Here is a 25,037-nt window from a genome sequence, read left to right on the forward strand (position 1 = left end):
ACGAGTCCGGGTCGCTCGGCGGCGCGGATGATGGCCGAGGACGTCACGGAAAGATTACGACGCGAACGATGATTCTGTCCACGAAGCCCGAGAACCCGTCGAAAACGGCGGATTCACCGACTGACGCCGCACGGAACCGACCGGGCGATCGGTTTCGTGCGGCGTCAGGGTGTCGAGCGACGGTGTCGCTGCGTCAGGCGTAGCGACGTGCGCCGTCGAAGGGCATCGACGACAGCGGAGCGATCTTGACGGGCTGGCTCTCGGTGGACGCGTGGACGACGTTGCCGTTGCCCACGTACATGCCGGAGTGCGAGCCGCCGTAGAAGGACACGACGTCGCCGGGCTTCAGATCCGCCTGCGAGACGGGCACGCCGGCCGCGGCCTGGTCGTAGCTCGTGCGGGGAAGCTCGATACCGGCCTGCTGGTACGCCCACTTCATGAGACCGGAGCAGTCGAACGCACTGGGGCCTGCGGCTCCGTAGACGTACGGTGCGCCGACCTTGCTCTCGGCTGCCTGCACGGCGACCTGCGCGGCGCTGGACTGCGGTGCGGCCGGGCCGGGAAGCGCGGGGACCTGCGGCATGGGGGGAAGCTGGCTCAGGATCTGGTCCGGGACCTCGAAGGTGCCGATACCGGGGATCTCCACCGGTGCCGCGAAGGCGGGGGCGGCGGGGATGGCGACAGCGCCTGCGGTGAGCGCGCCGGCGACGAGAACGTTGCGGACCGGCCGCGAGGCAGTGCTGGGTTTGCGGTGTTTCGCCACGAAAAGATGTGCTCCGTTTCTTCCTGATATCCGCCGACCGAGTTAGCTGACGGGTTCGGGCTGGGAAGATCAGCCCTACCCGACGAGCCGCTGGTGCGACTGCGACGGGATTCACCCCGGTGTAACGGTGGGTTCCCGGTACGACCACCCGGAAGAGGCGGCCGATTAGGCGGTGACCTTGCGGCGCAGTCCCTGGTGGCTCTGCTCGACTCCGCAATGTCTCGGAAAGATTACGAAACGGCATCCCCGATGTCGAGCCCAGCCGACTCGTGTCGCGAAACGATCACGATCCGACTCACCCCGCGGCGTGCTCCGGCCCCGCAGCGGGTCGGTCGTGGCCGGTCTCCTGCGGTGAGGGAATTTCTCTGCCTACCAACCGCAACCGGGGCACCAACCCGCTTTCCGCCAGAACGGCCATCGCCTCCTGTTCGTCCTGCTCGAGACGCATTCTGCGCGTGGCGACGGGGGTGTCACGCGGGCCGCCGGCCGACGCCGCGGGCATGCCCGGCACCCCCAGCAACACCGAGACGACACAGTCCGAACACGCGTCTCCGCGCACGGTGCACTCGCCGCAATCGACAATCATGTGATCTCCGTCTCATTGTGGTTCACGGTCTCTCGCCGTGATGTTCAGCCCGGATCACACCCGATCCGACGCTCGATCACGCCTCGGAAACGGACGCTAACGACGTGCACCGACACGGCGTGCTCGTCGTGGACGGACCGGGTTCCTGTCGGTGGCACCACCTACGGTGACGCACGTGACTGATGGGGCGACTGTGGTGTCGGGGCATGCACGCGGTGTGCAGCTCGCATTCGACGAACTGGACCAGTCGTTGCGGGACACGACCTTCGTGGTGGTGGACCTCGAGACCACCGGAGGCCGACCGGGCGAGGACGCGATCACCGAGATCGGTGCCGTCAAGGTTCGCGGCGGCCGGGTGATCGGTGAGATGGCGACGCTCGTGGACCCGGGCCGGTCCATTCCGCCCGCCATCGTCGCGCTGACGGGCATCACCGGTGCGATGCTTCTCGACGCCCCTCGTATCGAGCGGGTCCTGCCCACCTTCGTCGAGTTCGCCCGCGGCAGCGTGCTGGTGGCGCACAACGCGCGCTTCGACACCGCGTTCCTCCGCGCGGCGGCGACGCGAATGGATCTGGCGTGGCCGTCGTTCCGGGTGCTGTGCACCGTCACGCTCGCCCGGCGGGTGCTCACGCGCGACGAGGCACCGTCGGTCAAGCTGTCCTCGCTGGCCACCCTCTTCCAGGTGTCCACCAGGCCCACCCACCGGGCACTCGACGACGCCCGGGCCACCGTCGACGTCCTGCACGGGCTGATCGAACGGGTGGGCAACCAGAGCGTCCACAGCTACGCCGAACTCGTCGACTACCTGCCGACGGTGTCCTCGGCGCACCGCGCCAAACGCACGCTCGCGGCGGGCCTTCCGCACGCCCCCGGTGTCTATCTCTTCCGCGGACCGTCCGACGAGGTGCTCTACGTCGGCACCTCACGGAACCTCCACCGCCGTGTACGGAACTACTTCACGGGATCCGAGACCCGCGGACGCATGAAGGAGATGGTCGCCCTCGCGACCCGGGTCGACCACGTCGAGTGCAGCCATGCCATCGAGGCCGGCGTGCGCGAACTGAGGCTCATCAGTGCGCACACGCCCCCGTACAACCGTCGATCGAAGTACCCCCGCAAGGGCTGGTGGCTGACCCTGACGAGCGAGGCGTTCCCGCGCATCTCCATCGTCCGGACACCGGCGCCCGGCGCGCTCGGACCGTTCTCCGTTCGCGGGGCGGCAGCCGAGGCCGCCGCTCTCGTCGCCGAGCACACCCGGTTGCGCTCCTGCACCCACCGCATCGCCGCCTCGGCGGTGCACAACTGTTCCACCGAGGCCGTCGGTGGATGCACAGCGGCGACGGCGAGCCCGCTCACTCCCGAGGAGTACGCCGACGCGCCCGTCGCCTTCCGCGCTCTCACCGAGGGTGCCGACGCAGCGGTGCTCGATGCCGTCGCCGCCCGGATCGACGCACTGTCCGAGGATCTGCTCTTCGAGTCCGCGGCCCGCCTGCGCGACCGCGCGGCCACCCTGTTGACGGCCCTGCGGTCGGTGCAGCGGCTGCAGGCACTCGCGGCCATCGAGCAGTTGATCGCCGCGCGCCGCGCCGACGACGGCGGGTGGGAGTTCGTCGTCGTCCGGCACGGACGTCTCGCCAGTGCCGGTCGTTCCCGCCGCGGCGTCGCGCCCATGCCCGTGGTGGAAGCACTCGTCGCCGGTGCGGAGACCGTCGTGCCGGACGCCACTCCCCTACGCGGTGCCACGCCGGAGGAGGTGGCGCTGATCGCGCGGTGGCTCGAGTCGGGTGGCGTCCGCATCGTCGACACCACGGACGGATGGTGCGAACCGGCGCACGGAGCGGGGCGATGGGCACAGTGGTGCGCCGCCGTGCGCGACGTCGGACGCCGCGAGAAGGAACGCACGATGGCCTGGGGATGACCGCACGGCCGAGAACTAGGCTGACCCGCAGTTCGCCCTCTCACGACAGTTCGGAAGGTTCACCATGATCACCGCCATCGTTCTGATCCACGCCGAGGTGCACTCCATTCCGGAGACCGCGCGTGCCGTCGCCGACGTACCGGGTGTGTCCGAGGTGTACTCGTGCGCCGGCGACGTAGACCTGATCGCCGTGGTCAAGGTGCGTACGCACGAGGAGATCGCCGAGGTGATCACCGAGCGCGTCAACCGCGTCACCGGCGTGGTGCGGACAGACACGCACATCGCGTTCAAGTCCTACTCGAGCGCCGACGTCGACGCGGGCTTCTCCATCGGCGAGTGACTCAGGCCGACGTGAACGCCGCCCATCGCGTCAGCAGCGTCTGAGCGGCTCCGTCGTCCACCGCGGCGGCTGCCGTCGTCAACGCACCGGCCATCGCGTCCTCGAGCGAACCGTCGACGCCGCGGAACGCCGCGATGGCACCTGCTGCATTGAGCAGCACCGCGTCCCGCACCGGACCCGTCTCACCGGCGAACACCCGACGCGCCACGTCCGCGTTGTGTGCGGCGTCCCCGCCTCGGAGGGCGTCGAGGGACACCCGCTCGATACCGAGATCGCGTGGATCGAGCACCGCGTGGTCGACGACACCGTTCCGGACGACGCGCACCGACGTGGTCGTCGACGTGGTGATCTCGTCCAGCCCGTCGTCGCCGCGCACCACGAGGACGGAGTTGTCGCGCGCCGCGAACACGCCCGCGACGACGTCGATCAGATCGTCGAACGCGCATCCCACCAGACCGGCGCGCGGACTCGCAGGGTTCGTCAGCGGCCCGAGGACGTTGAACGCCGTGGGGATGCCGATCTCCTTGCGAGGCGCCGCGGCGAAGCGCAGCGCCGGGTGGAACACGGGCGCGAAGCAGAACCCGATGCCCAGCTCGGCGACACTCGCCGCGACCCGCTCCGGACCCTGGTCGATACGCACGCCCAGCGCTTCCAACACGTCGGCTCCACCGCTCTTGGACGAGGCGGCCCGGTTGCCGTGCTTGACCACCCGGATTCCCGCGGCCGCCACCACCACCGACGCCATCGTCGAGATGTTCACCGTGTGGGACCGATCGCCGCCCGTACCGACGATGTCGACGACGTCGTCGTCCACGGGCACGCGCTTGGCGTGGCCGAGCATCGAGTCGGCCAGTCCGCGCAGTTCGTCCGACGTGGGGCCCTTCATCTTGAGGGCGACACCGAAGGCAGCGATCTGGGCCGCGGTGGCGTTGTCCGACATGATCTCGTCCATCGCCCACGCCGTGTCGGCACCCGTCAGGTCCTGGCGTGATGCCAGGGCCCCGAGGACCTGTGCCCATGTACGCGTGCCATCCCCAGCGCTCATGAGCGGGAAGCCTAGTGCTCCGGCGATGCGTCCTCGGCAGCCGGTTGGAGGGCGTCCCAGCCCAGTACCACCCCGTCGCGCCGTTGGGCCAACCCCGCCATCCGTGACCGTTCCTGCGAGCAGTGCAGCGCGTCGAGCACCTGCACCCGCTGCAGCACCAGGACGGTCGCGTCGGAGACACCGCCGGGCAGATGCCCGGGAGTCTGCGCCATGGGACCTGCGGTCGCCTCGCTGTAACCGTCCTGCGCCGCCACCGACACCGCGTCGGCGATCTGATCGGCGGGGAGGAGCAGGTGGTGGCGCAACACCACGTCGTCGTCCGCGGACCAGAGGGGATCCGTGTGCGCCGCGCGCTCGAGGGTCGTCGAGCACGCCTCCACGTCGTCGAAGCACGACGCGACCACGACGAGGTCCGCGCGAGTGGGGTCGAGGGGCTCCGGAGCCGCCCGGCCGAACAGCCGCTGCCACCACCGTGTCCGCCCACGACCAGAGCCCGAAGTCATGTCACGACAGTGCCAGATGCCGCCGGAACCGGTCCCGGAGTCGCTCGGGAGGCATCGAGTCTGAAGCTCGGGTCGAGACTCCGGCGTGCGGGATACATCACGGGCGCGGGGGTCGACGGAACCCGGTCCGACGTGCACAGACGAGTACTATTGAACAGAAAGTCCAGGAAGACGGGCCGACCGGACCACGAGGAGGCATTCTGTGTCACGCGCGCGCGAACGATGCTCGACTCGCCAATACCGCCCCGGCTATGCCATCCGTACTACGACGAGTCATACTTCTCGATGTGACGAGCGCAGTAGGTACTTCGGGATCCGCCATCACCCAGCGTGTCCACTCGCTGAACCGACCGAACATGGTCAGCGTGGGCACCATCGTGTGGCTGTCCAGCGAGTTGATGTTCTTTGCCGGCCTCTTCGCGATGTACTTCGTCGCGCGGGCTCAGGCCGCTCCCGGCCAGTGGCCGCCGGAGCCGACCGAGCTCAACCTGACGCTGGCCGTCCCCGTGACCGCGGTGCTCATCGCATCGTCCTTCACCTGCCAGCTGGGCGTGTTCGCCGCCGAGCGTGGCGACGTGTTCGGACTGCGCCGCTGGTACACGATCACTCTGGCCATGGGCGCGTTCTTCGTCGCCGGCCAGGGCTACGAGTACTACCACCTCGTTCACGAGGGCACCTCGATCTCGAGCAGCGTCTACGGCTCCGTCTTCTACATCACCACCGGCTTCCACGGCCTGCACGTGATCGGCGGTCTGATCGCCTTCGTCTTCCTGATCGCCCGCACCCTGGTCAGCAAGTTCACGCCGGCCCAGGCCACCGCCGCCATCGTCGTGTCGTACTACTGGCACTTCGTCGACATCGTCTGGATCGCGCTGTTCGCGACGATCTACTTCATCCGCTGACCGAGCAGGCGTCGAATACCCGATGACAGCCTCATCGGTCGCATCCGACAAGCCGTCCCGACACGACAAGGGATACAGATGAGTTCCTCTCCCCCCGCCACTCCCGACGACGACGGCACCGTCGTGTCCGCCGGTACGCCGGACGCCTCGGCGACCAAGGCGCGTCGCAAGCGTCGTACCCGTCGCCGGGTCAGTGGCGCCATGGCGCTGTTCATGGGTCTCGTCGGCGCGGGCTTCCTCGCCGCAGCCCTCACCCCCGACGCTCAGGTCGCCACCGCGCAGGAAGACAGCGCGGCCATGGTGCGCGAAGGCCAGCAGATCTACGACACGTCCTGCGTGACGTGCCACGGCGCCAACCTCCAGGGTGTCCAGGACCGCGGACCGTCCCTCATCGGAGTCGGCGAAGCAGCCGTCTACTTCCAGGTCTCCTCCGGTCGCATGCCGATGGCGCGCAACGAGGCCCAGGCCGAGCGGAAGCCCCCGAAGTACAACCAGTCGCAGGTCGACGCCCTCGGCGCCTACATCCAGGCCAACGGCGGCGGACCCACGGTGGTGCGCACCGACAACGGTGAGATCGCGCAGGACTCCCTCCGTGGCGGCGACATCGCCCGCGGCAGCGAGCTCTTCCGCCTCAACTGCGCGTCCTGCCACAACTTCACCGGTCGCGGCGGCGCGCTGTCCTCGGGCAAGTACGCACCCACACTCGACCCGGCGAACGAGCAGCAGATCTACCAGGCGATGGTCACCGGCCCGCAGAACATGCCCAAGTTCTCGGACCGCCAGCTCACGCCCGAAGAGAAGAAAGACATCATCGCGTACGTCAAGTCCTCCTCCGAGACGCAGCCTCCCGGTGGATACGGACTCGGCGGCTTCGGCCCCGGTACGGAAGCCATCGCCATCTGGGTGGTCGGCATCGGAGCGGTCGTCGCAGCAGCACTGTGGATCGGAGTGAGGTCATGAGCGACGACAACCGCAAGGACGACGGCGTGCCCGGCGATCCGAACAAGTTCCCCGAGGGCTTCGACCCGGACCGCAAGTACACGGACGAGGAACTGGCCGCCATGAGCCGCGACGAGCTCGTCGCACTCGGCACCAACCTCGATCACGTGGACGTGGCGTTCCGTCGCGCACGCTGGCCCGTCCCCGGAACCAAGGCCGAGAAGCGCGCCGAGCGCAGCGTCAGCCTCTGGTTCTTCCTGGCGGGTGTGTCGGCCGTGGCCTTCATCGCCATCTACCTGTTCTGGCCGTGGCAGTACGCCGGCATGGGCGAGGACAGCTACGGGCTGTACAGCCTGTACACACCGCTCATCGGTCTCACCATGGGTCTCGCGATCATCGGTGTCGGCGTCGGTGCCGTGCAGTTCACCAAGAAGTTCATCCCCGAAGAGGTGTCCATCCAGGACCGCCACGACGGTGGATCGAGCGAGGTGGACAAGAAGACGGTCGTCGCCGAGCTCAGCGACTCCTTCGACACCTCCACGCTGGGTCGACGCAAGATGATCAAGCGCAGCCTCGTCTTCGGCGGCGGCGCGCTCGGCGTCATGTCGATCCTCCCGCTCGGCGGTCTGATCAAGAACCCGTGGGCCGAGGGCGACGAGTCCTCGCTCTGGGTCTCGGGTTGGACGCCGAACTACGAGGGCGAGACCGTCTACCTGCGTCGCTACACCGGACGCGTCGACGACATCGTTCTCGTCCGCCCGGAGGATCTCGACGCCGGCGCCATGGAGACCGTCTTCCCGTTCCGTGAGTCGGAGCGTGGAAACGAGGAGGAGCTCTCGCACGCACTGAAGGGCATCCGCAACGCGGTCATGCTCATCCGTCTGCGTACCGAGGACGCCGACCGCACCATCAAGCGGAAGGGCCAGGAGAGCTTCAACTACGGCGACTACTTCGCCTACTCGAAGATCTGCACCCACCTCGGGTGCCCCACATCGTTGTACGAGCAGCAGACCAACCGGATCCTGTGCCCGTGCCACCAGTCGCAATTCGACGCGTTGGAGTACGCCAAGCCGATCTTCGGACCGGCCGCCCGCGCTCTTCCGCAGCTGCCCATCACGGTCAACGACGAGGGCTACCTCGTCGCCGCGGGCGATTTCATCGAGCCGCTCGGACCCGCCTACTGGGAACGTCCGGCCGGAGTACACGAGCAGGAGAGCGCTTCTGCTGCGTCGTCATCGGAAGGTTCACGATGAGTCCATCCATCGCCACGCTCGCTGCGAAGCAAGCCGAGGACGTCGACTCCCGCTATCACCTCTCAGCGGGTATGCGTCGTCAGATCAACAAGGTCTTCCCCACCCACTGGTCGTTCCTGCTGGGCGAGATCGCGCTGTACAGCTTCGTCATCCTGCTGCTGTCCGGTACGTACCTGACCCTCTTCTACGACCCCTCCATGACGGAGACCACCTACCAGGGCGCCTACGCTCCCCTACGCGGTGTCGAGATGACCAAGGCGTACGCCACCACGCTGGACCTGTCCTTCGAGGTGCGCGGCGGTCTGTTCATCCGTCAGATCCACCACTGGGCAGCTCTGCTGTTCGCCTGCTCGATCATCGTGCACATGATGCGCATCTTCTTCACCGGTGCGTTCCGTCGCCCGCGTGAGGCGAACTGGGTCATCGGCTCGCTGCTGCTCATCCTGGCGATGTTCGAGGGCTTCTTCGGCTACTCGCTCCCCGACGACCTGCTGTCCGGTACCGGCCTGCGCGCCGCCTTCTCGGGCATCACGATCTCCATCCCGGTCATCGGAACGTGGATGCACTGGCTGATCTTCAACGGTGACTTCCCCGGCACGCTGATCATCCCGCGCCTGTACGTCGCGCACGTGCTGCTCCTGCCCGCCATCATCCTGGCGCTCATCGCAGCTCACCTCGCGCTCGTCTGGTACCAGAAGCACACGCAGTTCCCCGGCCCCGGCCGCACCGAGACCAACGTGGTGGGTGTCCGCATCCTCCCGGTCTTCGCGGTCAAGTCCGGCGCCTTCTTCGCCATGACCTTCGGTGTCCTCGCGGTCATGGGTGGAGTACTGCAGATCAACCCGGTGTGGGCTCTGGGCCCGTACAACCCGTCGCAGGTCTCGGCCGGCTCGCAGCCCGACTTCTACATGATGTGGACGGACGGCCTGGCTCGACTGTGGCCCGCGTGGGAGCTCTACATCGGCAACTACATGATCCCGGCCGTCTTCTGGGTCGCCGTCATCATGGGTGCGGTGTTCGCGATCATGATCGCGTACCCCTGGATCGAGAAGCGCTTCACCAAGGACGACGCTCACCACAACCTGCTGCAGCGTCCCCGCGACGTTCCGGTGCGTACCGCGGTCGGCGCCATGGCGATCGCCTTCTACGTGGTCCTGACGCTCAGCTGCGTCAACGACATCATCGCGTACAAGTTCTCGATCTCCCTGAACGCGATGACCTGGATCGGCCGCATCGGCCTCGTGGTCCTGCCTCCGATCGTCTACCTGCTGACCTACCGCTTCTGCATCGGTCTCCAGCGCAGCGATCGCCAGGTGCTCGAGCACGGCATCGAGACGGGTGTCATCAAGCGTCTGCCCCACGGCGCCTACGTCGAGATCCACCAGCCCCTCGGCCCGGTCGACGATCACGGCCACCCGATCCCGCTCGAGTACCAGGGTGCTGCGATCCCGAAGAAGATGAACAAGCTCGGTTCCGCCGGCAAGCCCGGCTCGGGCAGCATCTTCACTCCGGACTCGGACGAGGAGCACCGGCTGCACGAGCGTCTGTCGCACGAGGGTGAGCACGATCAGCTCACCATGCTCCGCACCTACCAGGCGAAGATTCTGTCGCAGGGCAACGGGCACTCGAACGGCAACGGGCACTCGAACGGCAACGGCTCGTCCAACGGGCACTCGAATGGCAACGGCTCGTCCAACGGCAACGGTCACGGACCGGAGTCCAACGGGCACTGAGTCACCCGCTGAACGCGAGAAGAGGCGCCACCCACTCGGGTGGCGCCTCTTCTCGTCTGTCCCCTCCCCTCCCCCACTGCTCGCCCGTTCCCGCACCCTTCCTTGCGGCCCGCACGCGTGTTGCTCGGCGAGGCGGGGTGCGGGACCAGCTGCCGGCGAATCCGGTGCACTGGACCGTGCAGAGCGCGGGCTACTGCACCGGATCCCACCACCAGACCCGTTCCCGCATGTTGTGGGCCCGCGCCACCGACCACTCTCGTGTGCAGTGATCCGCGCCCACCGCGGATCACTGCACACGAACACACCGCCCCAGCAGATCCGGTGCACTGGACCGTCTAGAGCGCGGGCTACTGCACCGGATCCCACCACCAGACCCGTTCCCGCATGTTGTGGGCCCGCGCCACCGACCACTCTCGTGTGCAGTGATCCGCGCCCACCGCGGATCACTGCACACGAACGCACCGCCGCAGCGAATCCGGACCGCGAAGCGTCAGTGCCCGAGTGGGGCCGTCACCAGCACCATGTCCGAGGCCACCGCCCACTTCGGGTGTTCAGAGTGGTCAGGTGTCGGCGGCGGGCCGTGCGAGCGGCTGTACCCACGCAAGTCCGGGCAGACGACGGTGAGCCCTGCGCCCGCGCCACAGTGCCGGGTGAGGATCGACGCGTCCTCGACCTCGATCATCGATTCGTCGACGTTCTTCGACACTTCGTCATCACCGTGCGAGCAACCGGCGGGGCACCAGTTCTCGCACCCCTTCTTGCGCCCCGCACGCGTGTTGCTCGGCAAGGCGACGTGCGACGCCCCAGCATGGGTGCGGGAACACAGCATCGGTGCGACGCCCCAGCATCGGTGCGCGAACACAGCATCGGTGCGACGCCCCAGCATCGGTGCGACGCCCCAGCATCGGTGCAGGAACACAGCATGCGGGAAGACAACGGGCGTGCGCCGAGTCACGGTAGCTGCGGGAGACCAGCAGAGCGCCAACCCACCACGAGGGCGGGAACGCCCCCCACCGACGCCGAACGCCCCCGACCACAGGCCGGGGGCGTTCAAGGTGGAGCTGTGTCAGTGCTTCTCGGGTCCCACGTGGTACTCGAAGACCAGTCCGGCTGCGGCGGCGATGATGGCGAGGGCGCCGACCGCGAGCATCCAGGGCTCGTAGAACGCGAATGCCAGGGCCATGAAGGCGGCGCATCCGGCGAGGATGATGGGCCAGAAGCTACCGGGGCTGAAGAAGCCCAGGTCGCCGGAACCGTCGGCGATCTCCGCGTCGTCGTAGTCCTCGGGACGGGTGTCCAGTCGACGAGCGACGAACCGGAAGTACGTTCCGACGATCAGCGTCAGGCCCGCCGAGAGGGCGATGGCGGTGAGGCCGGCCCACTCGATGCCGGTCCGCGAGAAGCCGGTGAACACGCCGTAGAGGATTCCGACGAGGATGAAGAACCCGGTCAGGATCTCGAAGAGTTTCGCTTCGATCTTCATGGGATGTCAGTTTCCTTCTGCCACGGTCGCAGCCTTGACGGTGCGGTCGGTGTTGAACGGCGAGGTGGAGGTCGCGCGAGGCTCTTCGCCGATGGACTCCAGCGCCTGAGCGTTGGTCTGGCCGTCGCGACGCGCCGCCATGTAGTTCTCGAAGGCCTCGGGGCTGACCGCGCGAACCTCGAAGTTCATCATCGCGTGGTACGTGCCGCACATCTCGGCGCAGCGCCCGACGAAGGCACCCTCACGCTCGATCTCGCTGATCTGGAACACGTTGTCGGAGTTGTTCTCGTCCGGGTTCGGCATGACGTCGCGCTTGAACAGGAACTCGGGAACCCAGAACGAGTGGATGACGTCGGAGGACGCGATCTCGAACTCGATGCGCTTGCCGGTGGGGAGCACGAGGATCGGGACCTCGGAGCTGGAGCCGACGGTCTCGACCTCGTTGTAGTGCAGGTACGACTGGTCGGACTTCTCGCGGCCGAACAGCGGGCCCGGCTCCTCACCCTCGGGGGTGCCGGCCTCCTCTGCTGCCTGCTCGCGCTCCTGGTCGGTGCCGTCGTACAGCGGCTGCCCGTCCTTGAGGTCGACGGTGCGGTAGCCGAACTTCCAGTTCCACTGGAACGCGGTGACGTCGACGACCACGTCGGGGTTGTCCTGCTTCTCCTGGACGTAGTTCTGCACGACGACCGTGAAGTAGAAGAGGACGGCGATGATGACGAACGGCACGGCCGTGTAGAACAGCTCGAGCGGGACGTTGTACGCGGTCTGGCGCGGGAACTCCGGCGAGTCCTTCTTCTTGCGGTGGAATGCCACCGTCCAGAAGGTCAGGCCCCACACGATGACGCCCATGATGAGCGCCGCGATGACGGACCACGTCCACAGCTCGCGCATCCGCTCGGCCTGCGGCGTGACGCCCGACGGCCATCCGAATCGAAGTACGGAATTGTCGATGCCGCAGCCCGACAGCACCACGGCGGCCACTGCAAGAGAGGCCACCAATCCGACTCGTCGTGTCGTCCGACGACCGGATCCACCACCACGCTGCGCCACGATCACGCCTTCCTGATTGCCAGATGGAGAGTACGAGAACCGTCCGGACGAGCCACCGAAGTCGCTCACACGCACGAGGTACTCGTGTACTACGCAGCGTAGACCAAAGCGGGCTCGGTTCTCGTGTCGGGTCGGGTGCGAGTTGGGCGGCGACACCGGGCCCGGCCGGTCACTTCGGCGTTCCCGCCGCACTGCGGCATACTCGGACCGATGCGCGTCGGGCCGTCGAGGTCCCGGCGACGCCTGTGACCAGGCCCGCTACCGGGCCGACACCCGAACGAAACGAGGCGTACCGACCGTGTGTGGACTGCTGGGACTGCTGACGTCGAACGCATCCGCGGAAGACGTCGTCGATGCCGTCGGCCACGCGTCGCACTGCATGCGACACCGCGGGCCGGACGAGCCGGGGACGTGGCACGACGACGATCTGGCGCTGGGCTTCAACCGGCTCTCGATCATCGACATCGAGCACTCGCACCAGCCGCTCCGCTGGGGTCCCGCGGAGAGTCCGGAGCGCTACGCGCTGGTGTTCAACGGCGAGATCTACAACTACCTCGAACTGCGCGAGACGTTGGCACGCGAGCACGGCGCGACGTTCGCCACCGAGGGTGACGGCGAGGCCATTCTCGCCGCGTTCCACTTCTGGGGCGACGACGCCGTTCGACGCCTGCGGGGCATGTTCGCCTTCGCGCTGTGGGACACCGAGAAGCGGGAACTGTTCCTCGCGCGTGACCCGTTCGGCATCAAGCCGCTGTTCTACTCGACGGGCGCCGCGGGCACCGCGTTCGCGAGCGAGAAGAAGAGCATTCTCGAACTCCTCGAGTCGTTGGGCGTGTCCGACGAGCTCGACCCCCGCGCCCTGGAGCACTACACGGTGCTGCAGTACGTGCCGGAACCCGAGACGCTCCACGCGGGCATTCGTCGCCTGGAGTCCGGCTGCACCGCTCGCCTGACTCCCGGCTCCGAGCCGACCGTCACTCGCTACTTCCGGCCGACGTTCCCGGTGCGTCCCGTCCCGTCGGGCACCGAGGCGGCGCGCTACCGCGAGATCGCCGAGGCGCTCGAGGACTCCGTCGCCAAGCACATGCGTGCCGACGTCACCGTCGGCTCGTTCCTGTCCGGCGGCATCGACTCCACGGCGATCGCCGCGCTCGCCATGCGACACAACCCGGATCTGGTCACCTTCACCACCGGTTTCGAGCGTGAGGGCTACTCCGAGGTGGACGTCGCGGCCGAGTCGGCCGCTGCGATCGGCGCCAAGCACGTCATCAAGGTCGTCGGGCCCGAGGAGTTCGCCGCGGCGATCCCCGAGATCGTCTGGTATCTCGACGATCCGGTGGCGGACCCGGCGCTGGTGCCGCTCTACTTCGTCGCCAAGGAAGCACGGAAGCACGTCAAGGTGGTGCTGTCGGGCGAGGGTGCGGACGAGTTGTTCGGCGGCTACACCATCTACCGGGAGCCGTTGTCGCTCGCACCGTTCGAAGAGCTGCCACCCTTCCTGCGACGCGCCGCCGGTCGACTGAGTGAGCGCATCCCGGAGGGTACCCGCGGCAAGAGTCTCCTGCACCGCGGGTCGATGAGCCTGGAGGAGCGCTACTACGGCAATGCGCGCAGCTTCAACGATGCGCAGTTGCGGTCGGTGTTGCGGGAGTTCCGGCCCGAGTGGACCCATCAGGACGTGACGGCGCCGATCTACGCGCAGTCCGCCGGCTGGGACCCGGTGGCGCGGATGCAGCATCTGGACCTGTTCACGTGGCTGCGCGGCGACATCCTGGTGAAGGCCGACAAGATCACGATGGCCAACTCGTTGGAGTTGCGCGTGCCGTTCCTCGACAACGAAGTGTTTCGGGTGGCGGAGCAGTTGCCGCTGGAGCAGAAGATCACGAAGTCGACGACGAAGTACGCGCTACGCAAGGCACTCGACGGCATCGTGCCCGATCATGTGCTCAACCGCGCGAAGCTGGGTTTCCCTGTGCCGCTTCGGCATTGGCTGCGGGGCACCGAGCTCTTCGACTGGGCGCACCAGCAGATCGCCGATTCCCAGACCGATCACCTGCTCGACAAGGCCGCGATCACCCGCATGCTGAACGACCACCGCGAGGGACGCAGCGATCACAGCCGCCGGTTGTGGACCGTGCTCATCTTCATGGTGTGGCACGGCATCTTCGTCGAGAAGCGCATCGTGCCGGCCATCGCCGAACCCACGTACCCGGTTCGGCTCTAGCCGGCAGACGCGAACTACTGCGGGAGGATCGCGGCGATCTCGGCCGCGGCCTCGTCGCCGTACGCGTCGGTGAGGCGCTTGATCGCGTCGTCACGGACGAGCGTCCATTCCTGGGTGCCGGTGGTCTCGAGCACGAGCACCGCGATGAACGATCCGAGCTGGGCGGCGCGCTCGAGGCCCAGCCCGTTGGCGCGGCCGACGAGGAAGCCGGCGCGGAACGCGTCACCGACACCGGTGGGGTCGACCTTGCTGGTCTCCGGGACCACGGAGACGCGAATGTCCGTGCCGTCGGCGCCGACGATCTCGACGCCGTTCTTGCCGAGCGTGGTCACGCGCAGGCCGACGGTGTCGCGGATCTGGCGTTCGGTCAGCCCGGTCTTCTGACGGAGGAGGCCCCACTCGTACTCGTTGGTGAACAGGTACTCGGCACCCTGGATGAGCTCGGTGGCCTGCGTTCCGTCGAGGCGTGCGAGCTGCTGCGACGGATCCGCGGCGAAGGGGATGCCCAGTTCGCGGCACTCCGCCGTGTGGCGCATCATCGCGGCCGGGTCGTTGGCGCCGACCAGGACGAGTTCCAGGTCGCGACCCTCGGCCACGGTGCGGACGGAGATGTCGCCGGCCTCGGTCATCGCGCCGGGGTAGAACGAGGCGATCTGTGCCATGTCCTCGTCGGTGGTGCAGACGAAACGCGCGGTGTGAGCCGTCTCGGAGAGGGTGACGGCGGAGCAGTCGACGCCGTTGTCCTCGAGCCACGTCTGATACTCGGCGAAGTCGGGACCGACCGAGCCGACGAGCAGCGGTGCGCCGCCCAGAACACCCATGGCGTAGGCGATGTTGCCGCCCACCCCGCCCTTGCGGATGACGAGGTCGTCGACGAGGAAGCTCAGCGAGACGTGTGCCAGCTGATCGGCGAGGAACTGGTCGGCGAACCGACCGGGAAACCGCATCAGATGGTCGGTAGCAATGGAGCCGGACACCGCAATGGTCACGTCCGAAGGCCTTTCGCAGCAGGTGGAGGAGAACTGCTGTGAACCTTACCCGGGTGACGAGTGGGTGAACCCCATCAGACGGACGCCCCGGGACGACGCACCCCGGACACACGTCGTCCCCGGCACCCACGCAGGGTGCCGGGGACGGCGGGAGACTACTCGGGACTCAGTTGAAGGAGTCACCGCACGCGCACGAACCCGTGGCGTTGGGATTGTCGATCGTGAAGCCCTGCTTCTCGATGGTGTCGACGAAGTCGATCGATGCGCCCTCGACGTACGGCGCGCTCATCCGGTCCACGGCGAGCGTGACGCCGCCGAAGTCCTTGACCAGGTCGCCGTCGAGCGAGCGGTCGTCGAAGAACAGCTGGTAGCGCAGCCCTGCGCACCCGCCGGGCTGAACCGCGATGCGCAGCGCCAGGTCGTCGCGGCCTTCCTGATCCAGCAGTGCCTTGGCCTTGGACGAGGCCGCTTCGGTCATCAGGACGGCGTGCGTCTCGGTGTCGGTGGTGGTCACGTCACTGGTGGCGACGTCGTTCTGCACAGTCATGGGTTCTCCCTATCGTTCGTGCCCTCTCGGCGACAACGCCGGCGAACACAGTCAACGGTACTCCCGACCCCGCTATTCCACACGATCGCCGGGGCGGTCACGCCCACGAGCCGGTGCGGGCGACGTCCGCGGCGAGGCCGGTCAGCTGGGCACGCGCGTCCGACATGGCGAGGTCGACCGATCCGGCGAAATCGGTCACCGAGTGCGCCGACTCGATGCCCGCCGCGCGCATGTCGTCCTCGCCCAGACGCACCTGACCGGCGAGGACCACCGTGCGCACACCGTGCTCGCGAGCCGACCCCGCGAGAGCGGTCACCACCTTTCCGCGCAACGACTGCGAGTCGAACTTCCCCTCGCCCGTCAGCACCACGTCGACCGTCGGCATCACCTCGTGGCGACGGGTGCGCTCGGCCACCAGATCGGCCCCTGACGTGCGGGTCGCTCCCAGCGCGAGCAACGCGGCGCCCAGGCCACCGGCCGCACCCGCCCCCGGCAGGTCCGCCACCGCGCGCTCGGCGACGCGATCGAGCTCGACGCACCAGTCGGCGTTCCGCTCCTCCAGGACACGCACGGTGTCCGCGTCCGCACCCTTCTGCGGTCCGAACACCGCGGCCGCACCGGCCGGACCCAGCAGCGGATTGTCGACGTCCGTGGCCGCGACGAGGTCGACGTCAGCGAGAGCCGCGACCGCCGCGTCGGGTCCCCCGAGGGCCTCGATCATGCCCGCGCCGCCGTCGGTCGAGCTGCTGCCACCGAGACCGACCACCACGGTGGTCGCACCACGGGTCAGCGCCTCCGCGACGATCTGCCCCACTCCCCTGCTGGACGCCGCGACGGCCGACTCCGGATCCGGCGAACGACCGAGCAGTCCGAGACCGACGGTCTGCGCGACCTCCACGTAGGCGGTCGCGCCGTCGAGCAACCAGCGCGCGGTCACGGCGACGCCGAGGGGTCCGGACACGGTCGACTCGATCACCTCGCCGCCGTCGGCCGCGAGTGCGTCGACGAACCCGGGTCCGCCGTCGGACTGGGGCGCGAGGATCAGCTCGTCGTCGCGCGCGCTCGACCACCCCGCCGCGATGGCATCGGCTGCTTCGGCCGCGGTCAGGGTGTCTCCGAAGGAATCGGGGGCGATGAGAACGCGCATCGGAACACTCTAACGAGGAGCGCCGGTCGTGAGAGCCCACGACTGCGGTGTTCGCGTGGTGGTGAACGTCGAATAACCTGTGGGGGTGAAGCTGCCCTTCGGTAAGTCGAGTGAGAAGTCCGACACCCAGACCCCCGTCGACCACGAGTCGACGAGCCTGGACGAGAGCACGGCGAAGACCCGCGGCAACGTCAGCCTCGGCAAGGGCCGTCCCACGCCCTCCCGGCGTGAGGCCGAGGGCCGCCGCCGTGGCCCGGTCGCACCGGCACCGCTGACGGCCAAGGAGGCCCGGGCGCGACGCAAGGCGACGCGGGGCAGCAAGGACGAGCGCAAGGCCGCCTCGGCCGAGCGTCGCGCGAAGGCCGCGGACCAGCGTGCCCGCATGATGGCCGGCGAGGACAAGTTCCTCCTCCCCCGCGACAAGGGCCCCGTCCGCGCCTACGCGCGTGACCTGGTCGACTCGCGTCGCAACTTCGTCGGGCTCTTCATGCCGATGGCCCTGATCCTGCTCGTGGCACTGTTCCTGAGCCCCGAGGTGCAGTCGATCGTCACGCTCGCGCTGTTCATCATGATGATCTTCATGGGTATCGACGGCTATCTGCTCGGCCGCCGCGTCAACAACAAGGTGCGGGACCGTTTCCCCGAGACTCCGGACGGCGGCTTCAAGCTCGGCTGGTACTCGTTCGTCCGCGCGTCGCAGGTCCGCAAGATGCGTGCCCCCAAGCCTCGCGTCGGCCCCGGCGACGCGGTCTGAGCGCACCCGCGGTGACGCGCACGCTCGTCCTCGGAGGTGCCCGGTCCGGCAAGTCCGGCCATGCGGAGTCGTTGCTGGCCGGTCACGCCGAGGTCCGGTACGTGGCCACCGGGCGGCGGAACAGTGCGGACGCCGATTGGGACGCCCGCATCGACACGCATCGACGGACGCGGCCGGAGCACTGGTCCACGGTCGAGATCACCTCGTACGCGGCACTGTCCGAGGCCCTGCGGGAAAACGTGCCCACACTGGTCGACGACCTGGGGACCTGGCTCACCGGCGCGCTGGACGATCTGCGCGCGTGGGACTCGCCGCGCGGCACGGTGGTGGCCGCGGTCGACGACCTGGTGACGGCCGTCGACCGGTTCGAGAGTCCGCTGGTGCTCGTCTCCCCCGAGGTGGGTCTGGGCGTGATCCCGGAGTCGCGGGCGGGCAGACTCTTCCGCGACGAGATCGGTGCCGCGAACGCCCGTCTCGCGCAGGTGTGTGACGCGGTGACGTTGGTGGTGGCCGGGTTGTCCGTCCCCCTCACCCGACCGAGTGACCGACCCACCGACCAATCGAGAGGCACGTGGTGACCGAGAGTTCCGCACTGTTCCGTCCGGTGGATCCACCCGACGCCGAGATCGCCCGTGAGGCGAGAGCCAGGCAGTCGTCGTTGACCAAGCCCGCGGACTCGCTCGGCCGTCTCGAGGACCTCGCCGTGTGGGTCGCGTCGTGCCAGGGCGTGAGCCCTCCGCATCGGTTCGCTCGGGCTCGCGCCGTGGTCTTCGCCGGCGATCACGGCATCGCCCGCGGTGGGGTCTCCGCGTACCCGCCCGAGGTGACGGCGCAGATGGTCGCGAACATCGCCGCCGGCGGCGCCGCGATCAACGCGTTGGCGACGGTGTCCGGTGCGACCGTGCGAGTGGTGGACATCGCGGTCGACGCGGACACCGACGACTCCGTGTCGTCGCACAAGGTGCGTCGCTCCAGTGGGTCGATCGACCGCGAGGACGCACTGTCGCAGGACGAGGTGATCGCCGCCCTGACAGCGGGCCGCGACATCGCCGACGAGGAGGTCGACGGCGGCGCCGACCTGTTGATCGCCGGCGACATGGGCATCGGCAACACCACCCCCGCCACCGTGCTGATCGCTGCCGTCACCAACACCGAACCGGTGGCGGCGGTCGGCCGCGGTACCGGCATCGACGACGCGGGGTGGATCCGCAAGACCGCCGCGATCCGTGACGCCCTGCGGCGTGCGCGTCCCGTCACCCGCGACCCGATCGCACTGCTGCGCACCGTCGGCGGCGCCGATCTCGCCGCGATGACCGGCTTCCTGGTGCAGGCCGCGGTGCGTCGCACACCGGTGCTGCTCGACGGCGTCGTCGTCACGGCGGCGGCACTGGTCGCGAACGATCTCTCGGTCGGCGCCTCGTCGTGGTGGCTGGCCGGCCATCGGTCGACGGAACCGGCACACGCCTTGGCGCTCGCACACCTGCGACTCGATCCCCTGCTCGACCTGTCGATGCGCCTCGGCGAGGGCTCGGGGGCGATGGTCGCGCTGCCGATCCTGTCCGGTGCCGTCGCGACACTCGCCGACATGGCGACGTTCTCCGATGCCGGAGTGAGCACGCGGCCCTGATGTTCCTGGACCCGGTGCGCCTGGCGTTCTCCTGGCTGACGGTGCTGCCGGTGCGTGGTCCGGACGCCGTCGATCGCGACGACGCACGCCGCGCGATCGGGATCGTCCCGCTCGTGGGCCTGGCGCTGGGCGGCGCGGCCGCACTGGTGGTGTGGTCGTGCGCCGCAGCCGACCTGCCGCCCCTGCTCGCGGGACTGCTGGGCGTCGGCATCCTGGCGCTGTTGACCCGCGGAATGCATCTCGACGGGCTCGCGGACACCGCGGACGGACTCGGGTCCTACGGCCCGGCCGAGCGTGCGCTGGCGATCATGAAGTCCGGGTCCACCGGACCGTTCGGGGCCGCGACCCTCGTTCTGATTCTCGGCGTGCAGGCGGTGGCCATGGGCGAACTCGTCTCTCGGGGAGACGCTCTCGCGATCGTGGTCGCTGCCGTCGTGTCCCGGTGCGCCGTCGTGATCGTGTGCCGCCGCTCGGTGCCCGCCGCCACCGGCAGTGGCTTCGGCTCACTCGTCGCGGCGTCGCAGTCACCCGCCGTGGTCACCCTGTGGGTCCTCGTGGCACTCGCCGCCGGGCTGCTCGCCGTCCCCGGCGTCCCGCTGCAGGGGGTGGCTGCCGTCGCGGCGGCACTCGCTGCCGTCACTCTGCTCGCCCGGCACTGCGTTCGGCGATTCGGCGGTCTCGTCGGTGACGTGCTCGGGGCGAGCATCGAGCTGACCACCGCCGTGGTGCTCGTGCTCTGCCTCGTCGGCTGAGCGATCAGTCGCGCAGCGTGCTCATCCAGCCGTGGGTGTCGGCGAAGGTGCCGCGCTGGATTCCGGTGAGTGTGTCGCGCAGCGCCATGGTGACCTCGCCGGGCTCTCCGGTACCGATACGGAAGTCGCCCTCGGCCGACTTCACGCTGCCGACTGGGGTGATCACGGCTGCAGTGCCGCACGCGAAGACCTCGGTGATCTCGCCCGACTCCGCCTTCTTCTGCCACTCGTCCGTGGAGATCTTGCGCTCCTCCACGGCGAAGCCCGCGTCCGTGGCGAGCGCCAGCAGCGAGTCACGCGTGATGCCGGGCAGCAGCGAGCCGGACAGGGATGGCGTGACCAACCGCGCGTCGGGTCCGGAGCCGAAGACGAAGAACAGGTTCATCCCGCCCATCTCCTCGACGTAGCGGCGCTCGAGCGCGTCGAGCCACACGACCTGGTCGCAGCCCTGGTCCGCGGCCTGCGCCTGGGCCAGCAACGAGGCCGCGTAGTTGCCCGCGAACTTCGCGGCGCCGGTGCCGCCCGGCGCGGCGCGCACGTACTCGGTGGAGAGCCACACGCTGACCGGCTTGACCCCGCGCGGGAAGTACGCGCCGGCGGGCGAGGCGATGAGGAGGTAGCGGTAGGAGGACGACGGGCGCACGCCCAGCCCCGCCTCGGTGGCGAACATGAACGGCCGCAGGTAGAGCGCGTCCTCGCCGCCGGCGACGGGCACCCACTCGTGGTCGACGGCGAGCAGCTGCTCGATGGACTCGCGGAACAGCTCCACCGGCAGGGCCGGCATCGCCAACCGCGCGGCCGAGCTCTGCAGGCGCTCCGCGTTCGCGCCGGGGCGGAACGACGCGAGACTGCCGTCGGGCTGGCGGTAGACCTTGAGACCTTCGAAGATGGCCTGGCCGTAGTGCAGAACCATGGCCGCGGGATCCATCGGGAACGGCGCGTAGGGCGTCACCACCGCGTTGTGCCACCCGGTGCCGGCGTCGTAGTCGATGGCCACCATGTGATCGGTGAAGTGCACGCCGAACCCGGGCGCCTGCAACACCGCTGCCCGCGCTTCCGCGGTGGCGGGCGACGGGTGCTCGTGACGCGTGAATTCCAGGCCAGTCATGCCGAACACTCTAAAGCAGCGTGGTGTGGCATCTCACCGCACGTGCGCCTCGACGAACGGCGGCCTGACCACCTCGCACGCGATCGCCCGACCACGCACGTCCACGTCGACCGCGTCACCGACGGCGACGCCCGCCGCGGTGTCGAGCAACGCGAGCGCGATGCCCACCTTGAGGGTCGGCGAGAAGGTGCCGGACGTGGTCGCACCGACCGGTTCTCCGGTGCCGACCGAATTCCCCGGGCGCAGGACGGTCAGATCCGGACGCAGCACACCGCGTCCGACGGCGCGGAGGCCGACGAGGGTGCGGGGTGCGCCCGCCTCCTTCTGCGCCACGAGGGCGTCGCGTCCGCGGAACTCGTCCTTCTTCCAACCCACCGCCCAGCCGCAGCGCGCTTCCAGCGGACTGATGTCGACGGACAGCTCGTGCCCGTGCAGCGGGTAGCCCATCTCGGTGCGCAGCGTGTCGCGCGCTCCGAGACCGGCGGGCTCGCCGCCCACCTCGCGCACCGCGCCCAGCAGCGCCTCGAACAGCGACGCGGCCGTGTCCCACTGCGGCAGCAGCTCGTACCCGTGCTCCCCCGTGTAGCCGGTGCGACAGACCCGTACCGAGCCGGATCCGAACGCGACGTCCTCGAACGCCATGTAATCGAGGGAGGACGGCAGCCCGACGGCGGCGAGGACGTCGGCCGACCGCGGTCCCTGCACGGCGAGGACGCCGTACTCCCGATGGGCCGAACGGACCTCGATGCCGGCCGGGGCACCCTGCGCGAGCACCTCGACCACGGCGGCGGTGTTGGCCGCGTTGGGCACGAGGAACACCTCGTCGTCGGACACGAGGTAGGCGATGAGGTCGTCGACCACTCCGCCGTTCTCGGTGCAGCACAACGTGTACTGCGCCTGGCCGGGCCCGATGCGGTCGAGCGCGTTGGTCAGCACCGAGTCGACGTACGCCGCGGCACCGGGACCGGAGACGACCGCCTTGCCCAGGTGACTCACGTCGAACAACCCCGCGGTGGTGCGCGTCGACGTGTGCTCGGAGACGGTGCCCGCGTACGACACCGGCATCGTCCACCCGCCGAAGGGGGCGAACGTGGCTCCGAGGGCGACGTGCGCCTCGTGGACCGGACCGTGCAACAACTCTTCGCTCATGGTGGGGAACGCTAACTCAGACGAGCCCGGTGTCGGGGTCGGCATACGATCGACTGCGTCGCTCCACCCTCACCGACCGTCCCCGACCATCAGGAGCAGCAGCACGTGAGCAGTCAGTCGCAGCGCACACTCGGACCCGAACTGGTCCTCGCCGGAACCATCGACAAGGCCGTCGAGGTCGTCGTCGTCGGGCTCGAGAAGACCGACGACGGTGTCCGCATCGTCGGCGAGGACTTCCTCGGGAACGCCGCCGCCGACGTCCGCGCCGCGGTCACGGCCCTCGGCGCCACCGGCCGTGCCGATCAGGTCACCCGCGTTCCCGCACCCTCGTCCCTGCCCGCCGCCAGCGTTCTCGCCGTCGGTCTGGGCACCGCCGCCGAGCGCACCGACGACGTGCTGCGTCGTGCGGCCGGATCGGCGGCGCGCGCGCTCACCGGCATCGGCCACGTCGCGACGACCCTGTCCGCCGTCGGCCTCGCCGCCGCCGCGGAGGGCCTCTACCTCGGCGCATACCAGTTCAGCGAGTACAAGCAGAAGTCGGCGCCCAAGGACGACGCGACACCGATCACCCGGGTGGATCTGCTCGTCGGATCGCCGCGCGACAAGCAGGCTCGCGCCGAACTCGCGCGCTCCGAGGCCGTCGCCGAGGCGGTCGCCACCGCGCGTGACCTCGTCAACACGCCCCCGAGCCACCTCTTCCCGGCCGAGTTCGCCGAGCGCGCCCGTGCCCTCGGGACCGAGGCCGGCCTCACCGTGCAGGTGCTCGACGAGAAGGCACTCGAGCGCGGGGGCTACGGCGGCATCGTCGGCGTCGGCAAGGGCTCGTCCCGCCCGCCGCGTCTGGTCCGGCTGTCCTGGTCCGGCGGAAAGAAGAAGTCCCCCACCGTCGCTCTCGTCGGCAAGGGCATCACGTTCGACACCGGCGGCATCTCGATCAAGCCCGCGGCGGGCATGGAGAACATGACCTCGGACATGGCCGGCGCGGCCGCCGTCGTCGCGACGGTGGTGCTGGCGGCCAAGTTGAAACTGCCGATCGACGTCACCGCGACGGTGCCGATGGCCGAGAACATGCCGTCGTCCACGGCGCAGCGTCCCGGCGACGTGCTGACCCAGTACGGCGGCACCACGGTCGAGGTCATCAACACCGACGCCGAGGGCCGCCTCATTCTCGCCGACGCCATCGTGCGCGCCTGCGAGGACGAGCCGGACTACCTCATCGACACCGCGACCCTCACCGGAGCGCAGATGGTCGCCCTCGGCACGCGCACCCCGGGTGTCATGGGCACCGAGGTGTTCCGCGACCGCGTCGCCGCCATCTCGCAGCGCATCGGCGAGAACGCCTGGGCGATGCCGCTGCCGGCCGAACTGCGACCCGATCTCGACTCCCGCGTCGCCGACCTCGCCAACGTCACCAACCACCGGTGGGGCGGCATGCTCGCGGCCGGGCTCTACCTGAAGGAGTTCGTCGCCGAGGGCGTCCAATGGGCGCACATCGACGTGGCCGGGCCGGCCTTCAACACCGGCGGGCCGCACGGCTACACGAGCAAGGGCGGCACCGGTGTACCGGTGCGCACCATGATCTCGGTGCTCGAGGACATCGCCGAGCAGGGCTGACCCGCTCGCGCGAGCGGGGAGCTCAGGCTCCCTGCTCGCGCCTCCGGATGATCTTCTGTCGGGCGTCGTGGTCCCGCATCCGCTGCGGATACCCGGTCTTGCGCACGTCGTAGACCGGGATCTTCAGGTCCTCGCCCAGCTTGCGCGCGCCCTTCTCGCCGCCCACCGCGCGGCGGGTCCACTCACCGTCGTTCGCGACCAGCACCACGGTGATCGGAGTGACCGTCGTCTCCGGTTCGACGTAGGCCTCGACGCCGATGCGGACGGCCGTCCAGTCGGCGAGATGCGCTCTGTCGGACGACGACGCTCCGCCTCGGGATCGACTCTGGCGCTTGAATCTGTCGAACAGTCCCACGGTGTCTCCTCCATCCGCCGAGCAGTGCACGCGACTCTCGCGTGCACGAAACGCACTCAATCCGGTCCACACCATCATCCGGACGGCACGCCGACCCCACCGAGCGCGAACCGTCTCACGAAGTGACAGGATGATCGGGCATCGCGTGAACCATCTCACGGTGCGCGTCACCCGTTACCGGCACAACTCGCCGCGAGAACGGTGCGACGCGGCCACAATGGTCCACGTACCGCGACCGGCTAGACACCACACCCGC

General features: G+C 68.9%; 24 protein-coding genes and 1 riboswitch. Of the genes, 12 read left to right on the forward strand and 12 right to left on the reverse strand.

Annotated elements, in window-relative coordinates:
* Positions 1-193: 193 nt before the first annotated feature.
* Positions 194-763, reverse strand: a complete 570-nt coding sequence (locus HQ314_RS03690; RefSeq protein ID WP_027505820.1) for a C40 family peptidase — start codon at positions 761-763, stop codon at positions 194-196.
* A 16-nt stretch (positions 764-779) separates the two neighbouring features.
* A riboswitch (cyclic di-AMP (ydaO/yuaA leader) is annotated at positions 780-945 on the reverse strand.
* 113 nt (positions 946-1,058) lie between these two features.
* Positions 1,059-1,349: a hypothetical protein gene (locus tag HQ314_RS03695; RefSeq protein ID WP_261781343.1), complete on the reverse strand. Its 291-nt coding sequence runs from the start codon at positions 1,347-1,349 to the stop codon at positions 1,059-1,061.
* Between the two features lie 175 nt (positions 1,350-1,524).
* Between HQ314_RS03695 and HQ314_RS03700 the strand changes: the two genes are divergently transcribed.
* On the forward strand, positions 1,525-3,267 hold the full coding sequence (locus HQ314_RS03700) for a DEDD exonuclease domain-containing protein (protein WP_308119216.1): 1,743 nt from the start codon (positions 1,525-1,527) through the stop codon (positions 3,265-3,267).
* A 64-nt stretch (positions 3,268-3,331) separates the two neighbouring features.
* Positions 3,332-3,607 (forward strand): Lrp/AsnC family transcriptional regulator, encoded by a 276-nt coding sequence (locus tag HQ314_RS03705; RefSeq protein WP_027505818.1) that lies wholly within the window; start codon positions 3,332-3,334, stop codon positions 3,605-3,607.
* A gap of 1 nt (position 3,608) precedes the next feature.
* Here HQ314_RS03705 and trpD read toward each other — a convergent pair whose 3' ends face one another.
* Together trpD and HQ314_RS03715 are read right to left on the reverse strand one after the other, a co-directional pair.
* Complete coding sequence (gene trpD / locus HQ314_RS03710) at positions 3,609-4,652, reverse strand: anthranilate phosphoribosyltransferase (protein ID WP_222649283.1); 1,044 nt, start codon at positions 4,650-4,652, stop codon at positions 3,609-3,611.
* 11 nt (positions 4,653-4,663) lie between these two features.
* Positions 4,664-5,155, reverse strand: coding sequence for a hypothetical protein (locus HQ314_RS03715; RefSeq protein ID WP_222630532.1), 492 nt, complete (start codon positions 5,153-5,155; stop codon positions 4,664-4,666).
* 287 nt (positions 5,156-5,442) lie between these two features.
* Between HQ314_RS03715 and HQ314_RS03720 the strand changes: the two genes are divergently transcribed.
* From HQ314_RS03720 to HQ314_RS03735, 4 genes are all read left to right on the forward strand, one after another.
* On the forward strand, positions 5,443-6,057 hold the full coding sequence (locus tag HQ314_RS03720) for a heme-copper oxidase subunit III (RefSeq protein ID WP_027505815.1): 615 nt from the start codon (positions 5,443-5,445) through the stop codon (positions 6,055-6,057).
* A 78-nt stretch (positions 6,058-6,135) separates the two neighbouring features.
* Positions 6,136-7,017 carry a c-type cytochrome gene (locus tag HQ314_RS03725; RefSeq protein ID WP_056446281.1) on the forward strand — a complete coding sequence of 294 codons (882 nt, stop codon included), beginning with the start codon at positions 6,136-6,138 and terminating at the stop codon, positions 7,015-7,017.
* On the forward strand, positions 7,014-8,249 hold the full coding sequence (locus tag HQ314_RS03730; protein ID WP_081821261.1) for a ubiquinol-cytochrome c reductase iron-sulfur subunit: 1,236 nt from the start codon (positions 7,014-7,016) through the stop codon (positions 8,247-8,249). The genes HQ314_RS03725 and HQ314_RS03730 overlap by 4 nt, the downstream gene beginning before the upstream one ends.
* Positions 8,246-9,982: a cytochrome bc complex cytochrome b subunit gene (locus tag HQ314_RS03735; protein ID WP_037185718.1), complete on the forward strand. Its 1,737-nt coding sequence runs from the start codon at positions 8,246-8,248 to the stop codon at positions 9,980-9,982. Before HQ314_RS03730 ends, HQ314_RS03735 begins: the two co-directional genes overlap by 4 nt.
* Before the next feature lie 1,066 nt (positions 9,983-11,048).
* Here the strand turns inward: HQ314_RS03735 and HQ314_RS03740 are convergent.
* Both HQ314_RS03740 and HQ314_RS03745 read right to left on the reverse strand, forming a co-directional pair.
* A complete protein-coding gene (locus tag HQ314_RS03740; protein ID WP_027505813.1) occupies positions 11,049-11,465 on the reverse strand; it encodes a cytochrome c oxidase subunit 4 in 417 nt (138 codons plus the stop codon).
* A gap of 6 nt (positions 11,466-11,471) precedes the next feature.
* Positions 11,472-12,518, reverse strand: coding sequence for a cytochrome c oxidase subunit II (locus HQ314_RS03745; protein ID WP_371831725.1), 1,047 nt, complete (start codon positions 12,516-12,518; stop codon positions 11,472-11,474).
* Between the two features lie 295 nt (positions 12,519-12,813).
* Between HQ314_RS03745 and asnB the strand changes: the two genes are divergently transcribed.
* Complete coding sequence (gene asnB / locus HQ314_RS03750) at positions 12,814-14,739, forward strand: asparagine synthase (glutamine-hydrolyzing) (RefSeq protein WP_222649284.1); 1,926 nt, start codon at positions 12,814-12,816, stop codon at positions 14,737-14,739.
* A gap of 14 nt (positions 14,740-14,753) precedes the next feature.
* Here the strand turns inward: asnB and HQ314_RS03755 are convergent, their stop codons facing one another.
* The 3 genes from HQ314_RS03755 to HQ314_RS03765 form a co-directional block, all read right to left on the reverse strand.
* The gene (locus HQ314_RS03755) at positions 14,754-15,728 is read right to left on the reverse strand and encodes a carbohydrate kinase family protein (protein ID WP_222649285.1); all 975 of its coding nucleotides are present in this window, start codon (positions 15,726-15,728) and stop codon (positions 14,754-14,756) included.
* A 166-nt stretch (positions 15,729-15,894) separates the two neighbouring features.
* Complete coding sequence (locus HQ314_RS03760; protein WP_027505809.1) at positions 15,895-16,275, reverse strand: iron-sulfur cluster assembly accessory protein; 381 nt, start codon at positions 16,273-16,275, stop codon at positions 15,895-15,897.
* Between the two features lie 97 nt (positions 16,276-16,372).
* Positions 16,373-17,422: a glycerate kinase gene (locus HQ314_RS03765; RefSeq protein ID WP_222649286.1), complete on the reverse strand. Its 1,050-nt coding sequence runs from the start codon at positions 17,420-17,422 to the stop codon at positions 16,373-16,375.
* A 157-nt stretch (positions 17,423-17,579) separates the two neighbouring features.
* Between HQ314_RS03765 and HQ314_RS03770 the strand changes: the two genes are divergently transcribed.
* Genes HQ314_RS03770 through cobS form a run of 4 tightly spaced genes read left to right on the forward strand, consistent with a single transcriptional unit; the run spans position 17,580 to position 20,555 of the window.
* The gene (locus tag HQ314_RS03770; RefSeq protein ID WP_261781443.1) at positions 17,580-18,176 is read left to right on the forward strand and encodes a DUF3043 domain-containing protein; all 597 of its coding nucleotides are present in this window, start codon (positions 17,580-17,582) and stop codon (positions 18,174-18,176) included.
* Between the two features lie 11 nt (positions 18,177-18,187).
* Positions 18,188-18,754 (forward strand): bifunctional adenosylcobinamide kinase/adenosylcobinamide-phosphate guanylyltransferase, encoded by a 567-nt coding sequence (locus HQ314_RS03775; protein WP_308119217.1) that lies wholly within the window; start codon positions 18,188-18,190, stop codon positions 18,752-18,754.
* Complete coding sequence (cobT, locus tag HQ314_RS03780; RefSeq protein WP_037185716.1) at positions 18,748-19,803, forward strand: nicotinate-nucleotide--dimethylbenzimidazole phosphoribosyltransferase; 1,056 nt, start codon at positions 18,748-18,750, stop codon at positions 19,801-19,803. The genes HQ314_RS03775 and cobT overlap by 7 nt, the downstream gene beginning before the upstream one ends.
* Before the next feature lie 5 nt (positions 19,804-19,808).
* Positions 19,809-20,555, forward strand: coding sequence for an adenosylcobinamide-GDP ribazoletransferase (cobS, locus tag HQ314_RS03785; RefSeq protein WP_222649528.1), 747 nt, complete (start codon positions 19,809-19,811; stop codon positions 20,553-20,555).
* Positions 20,556-20,559: 4 nt separating this feature from the next.
* Here the strand turns inward: cobS and HQ314_RS03790 are convergent, their stop codons facing one another.
* Together HQ314_RS03790 and gcvT are read right to left on the reverse strand one after the other, a co-directional pair.
* On the reverse strand, positions 20,560-21,663 hold the full coding sequence (locus HQ314_RS03790) for a branched-chain amino acid aminotransferase (protein ID WP_222649288.1): 1,104 nt from the start codon (positions 21,661-21,663) through the stop codon (positions 20,560-20,562).
* Between the two features lie 33 nt (positions 21,664-21,696).
* Entirely contained in the window at positions 21,697-22,812 is a 1,116-nt protein-coding gene (gene gcvT, locus HQ314_RS03795) for a glycine cleavage system aminomethyltransferase GcvT (protein ID WP_027505803.1), read from the reverse strand.
* A gap of 105 nt (positions 22,813-22,917) precedes the next feature.
* Between gcvT and HQ314_RS03800 the strand changes: the two genes are divergently transcribed.
* Positions 22,918-24,426 carry a leucyl aminopeptidase gene (locus HQ314_RS03800; RefSeq protein ID WP_222649289.1) on the forward strand — a complete coding sequence of 503 codons (1,509 nt, stop codon included), beginning with the start codon at positions 22,918-22,920 and terminating at the stop codon, positions 24,424-24,426.
* Between the two features lie 22 nt (positions 24,427-24,448).
* Here HQ314_RS03800 and HQ314_RS03805 read toward each other — a convergent pair whose 3' ends face one another.
* Positions 24,449-24,781 (reverse strand): oxidoreductase, encoded by a 333-nt coding sequence (locus HQ314_RS03805; RefSeq protein ID WP_222649290.1) that lies wholly within the window; start codon positions 24,779-24,781, stop codon positions 24,449-24,451.
* Positions 24,782-25,037 lie beyond the last annotated feature (256 nt).

The sequence above is a fragment of the Rhodococcus sp. BP-332 genome (assembly GCF_019836065.1).
Classification (GTDB): Bacteria; Actinomycetota; Actinomycetes; order Mycobacteriales; family Mycobacteriaceae; genus Rhodococcoides.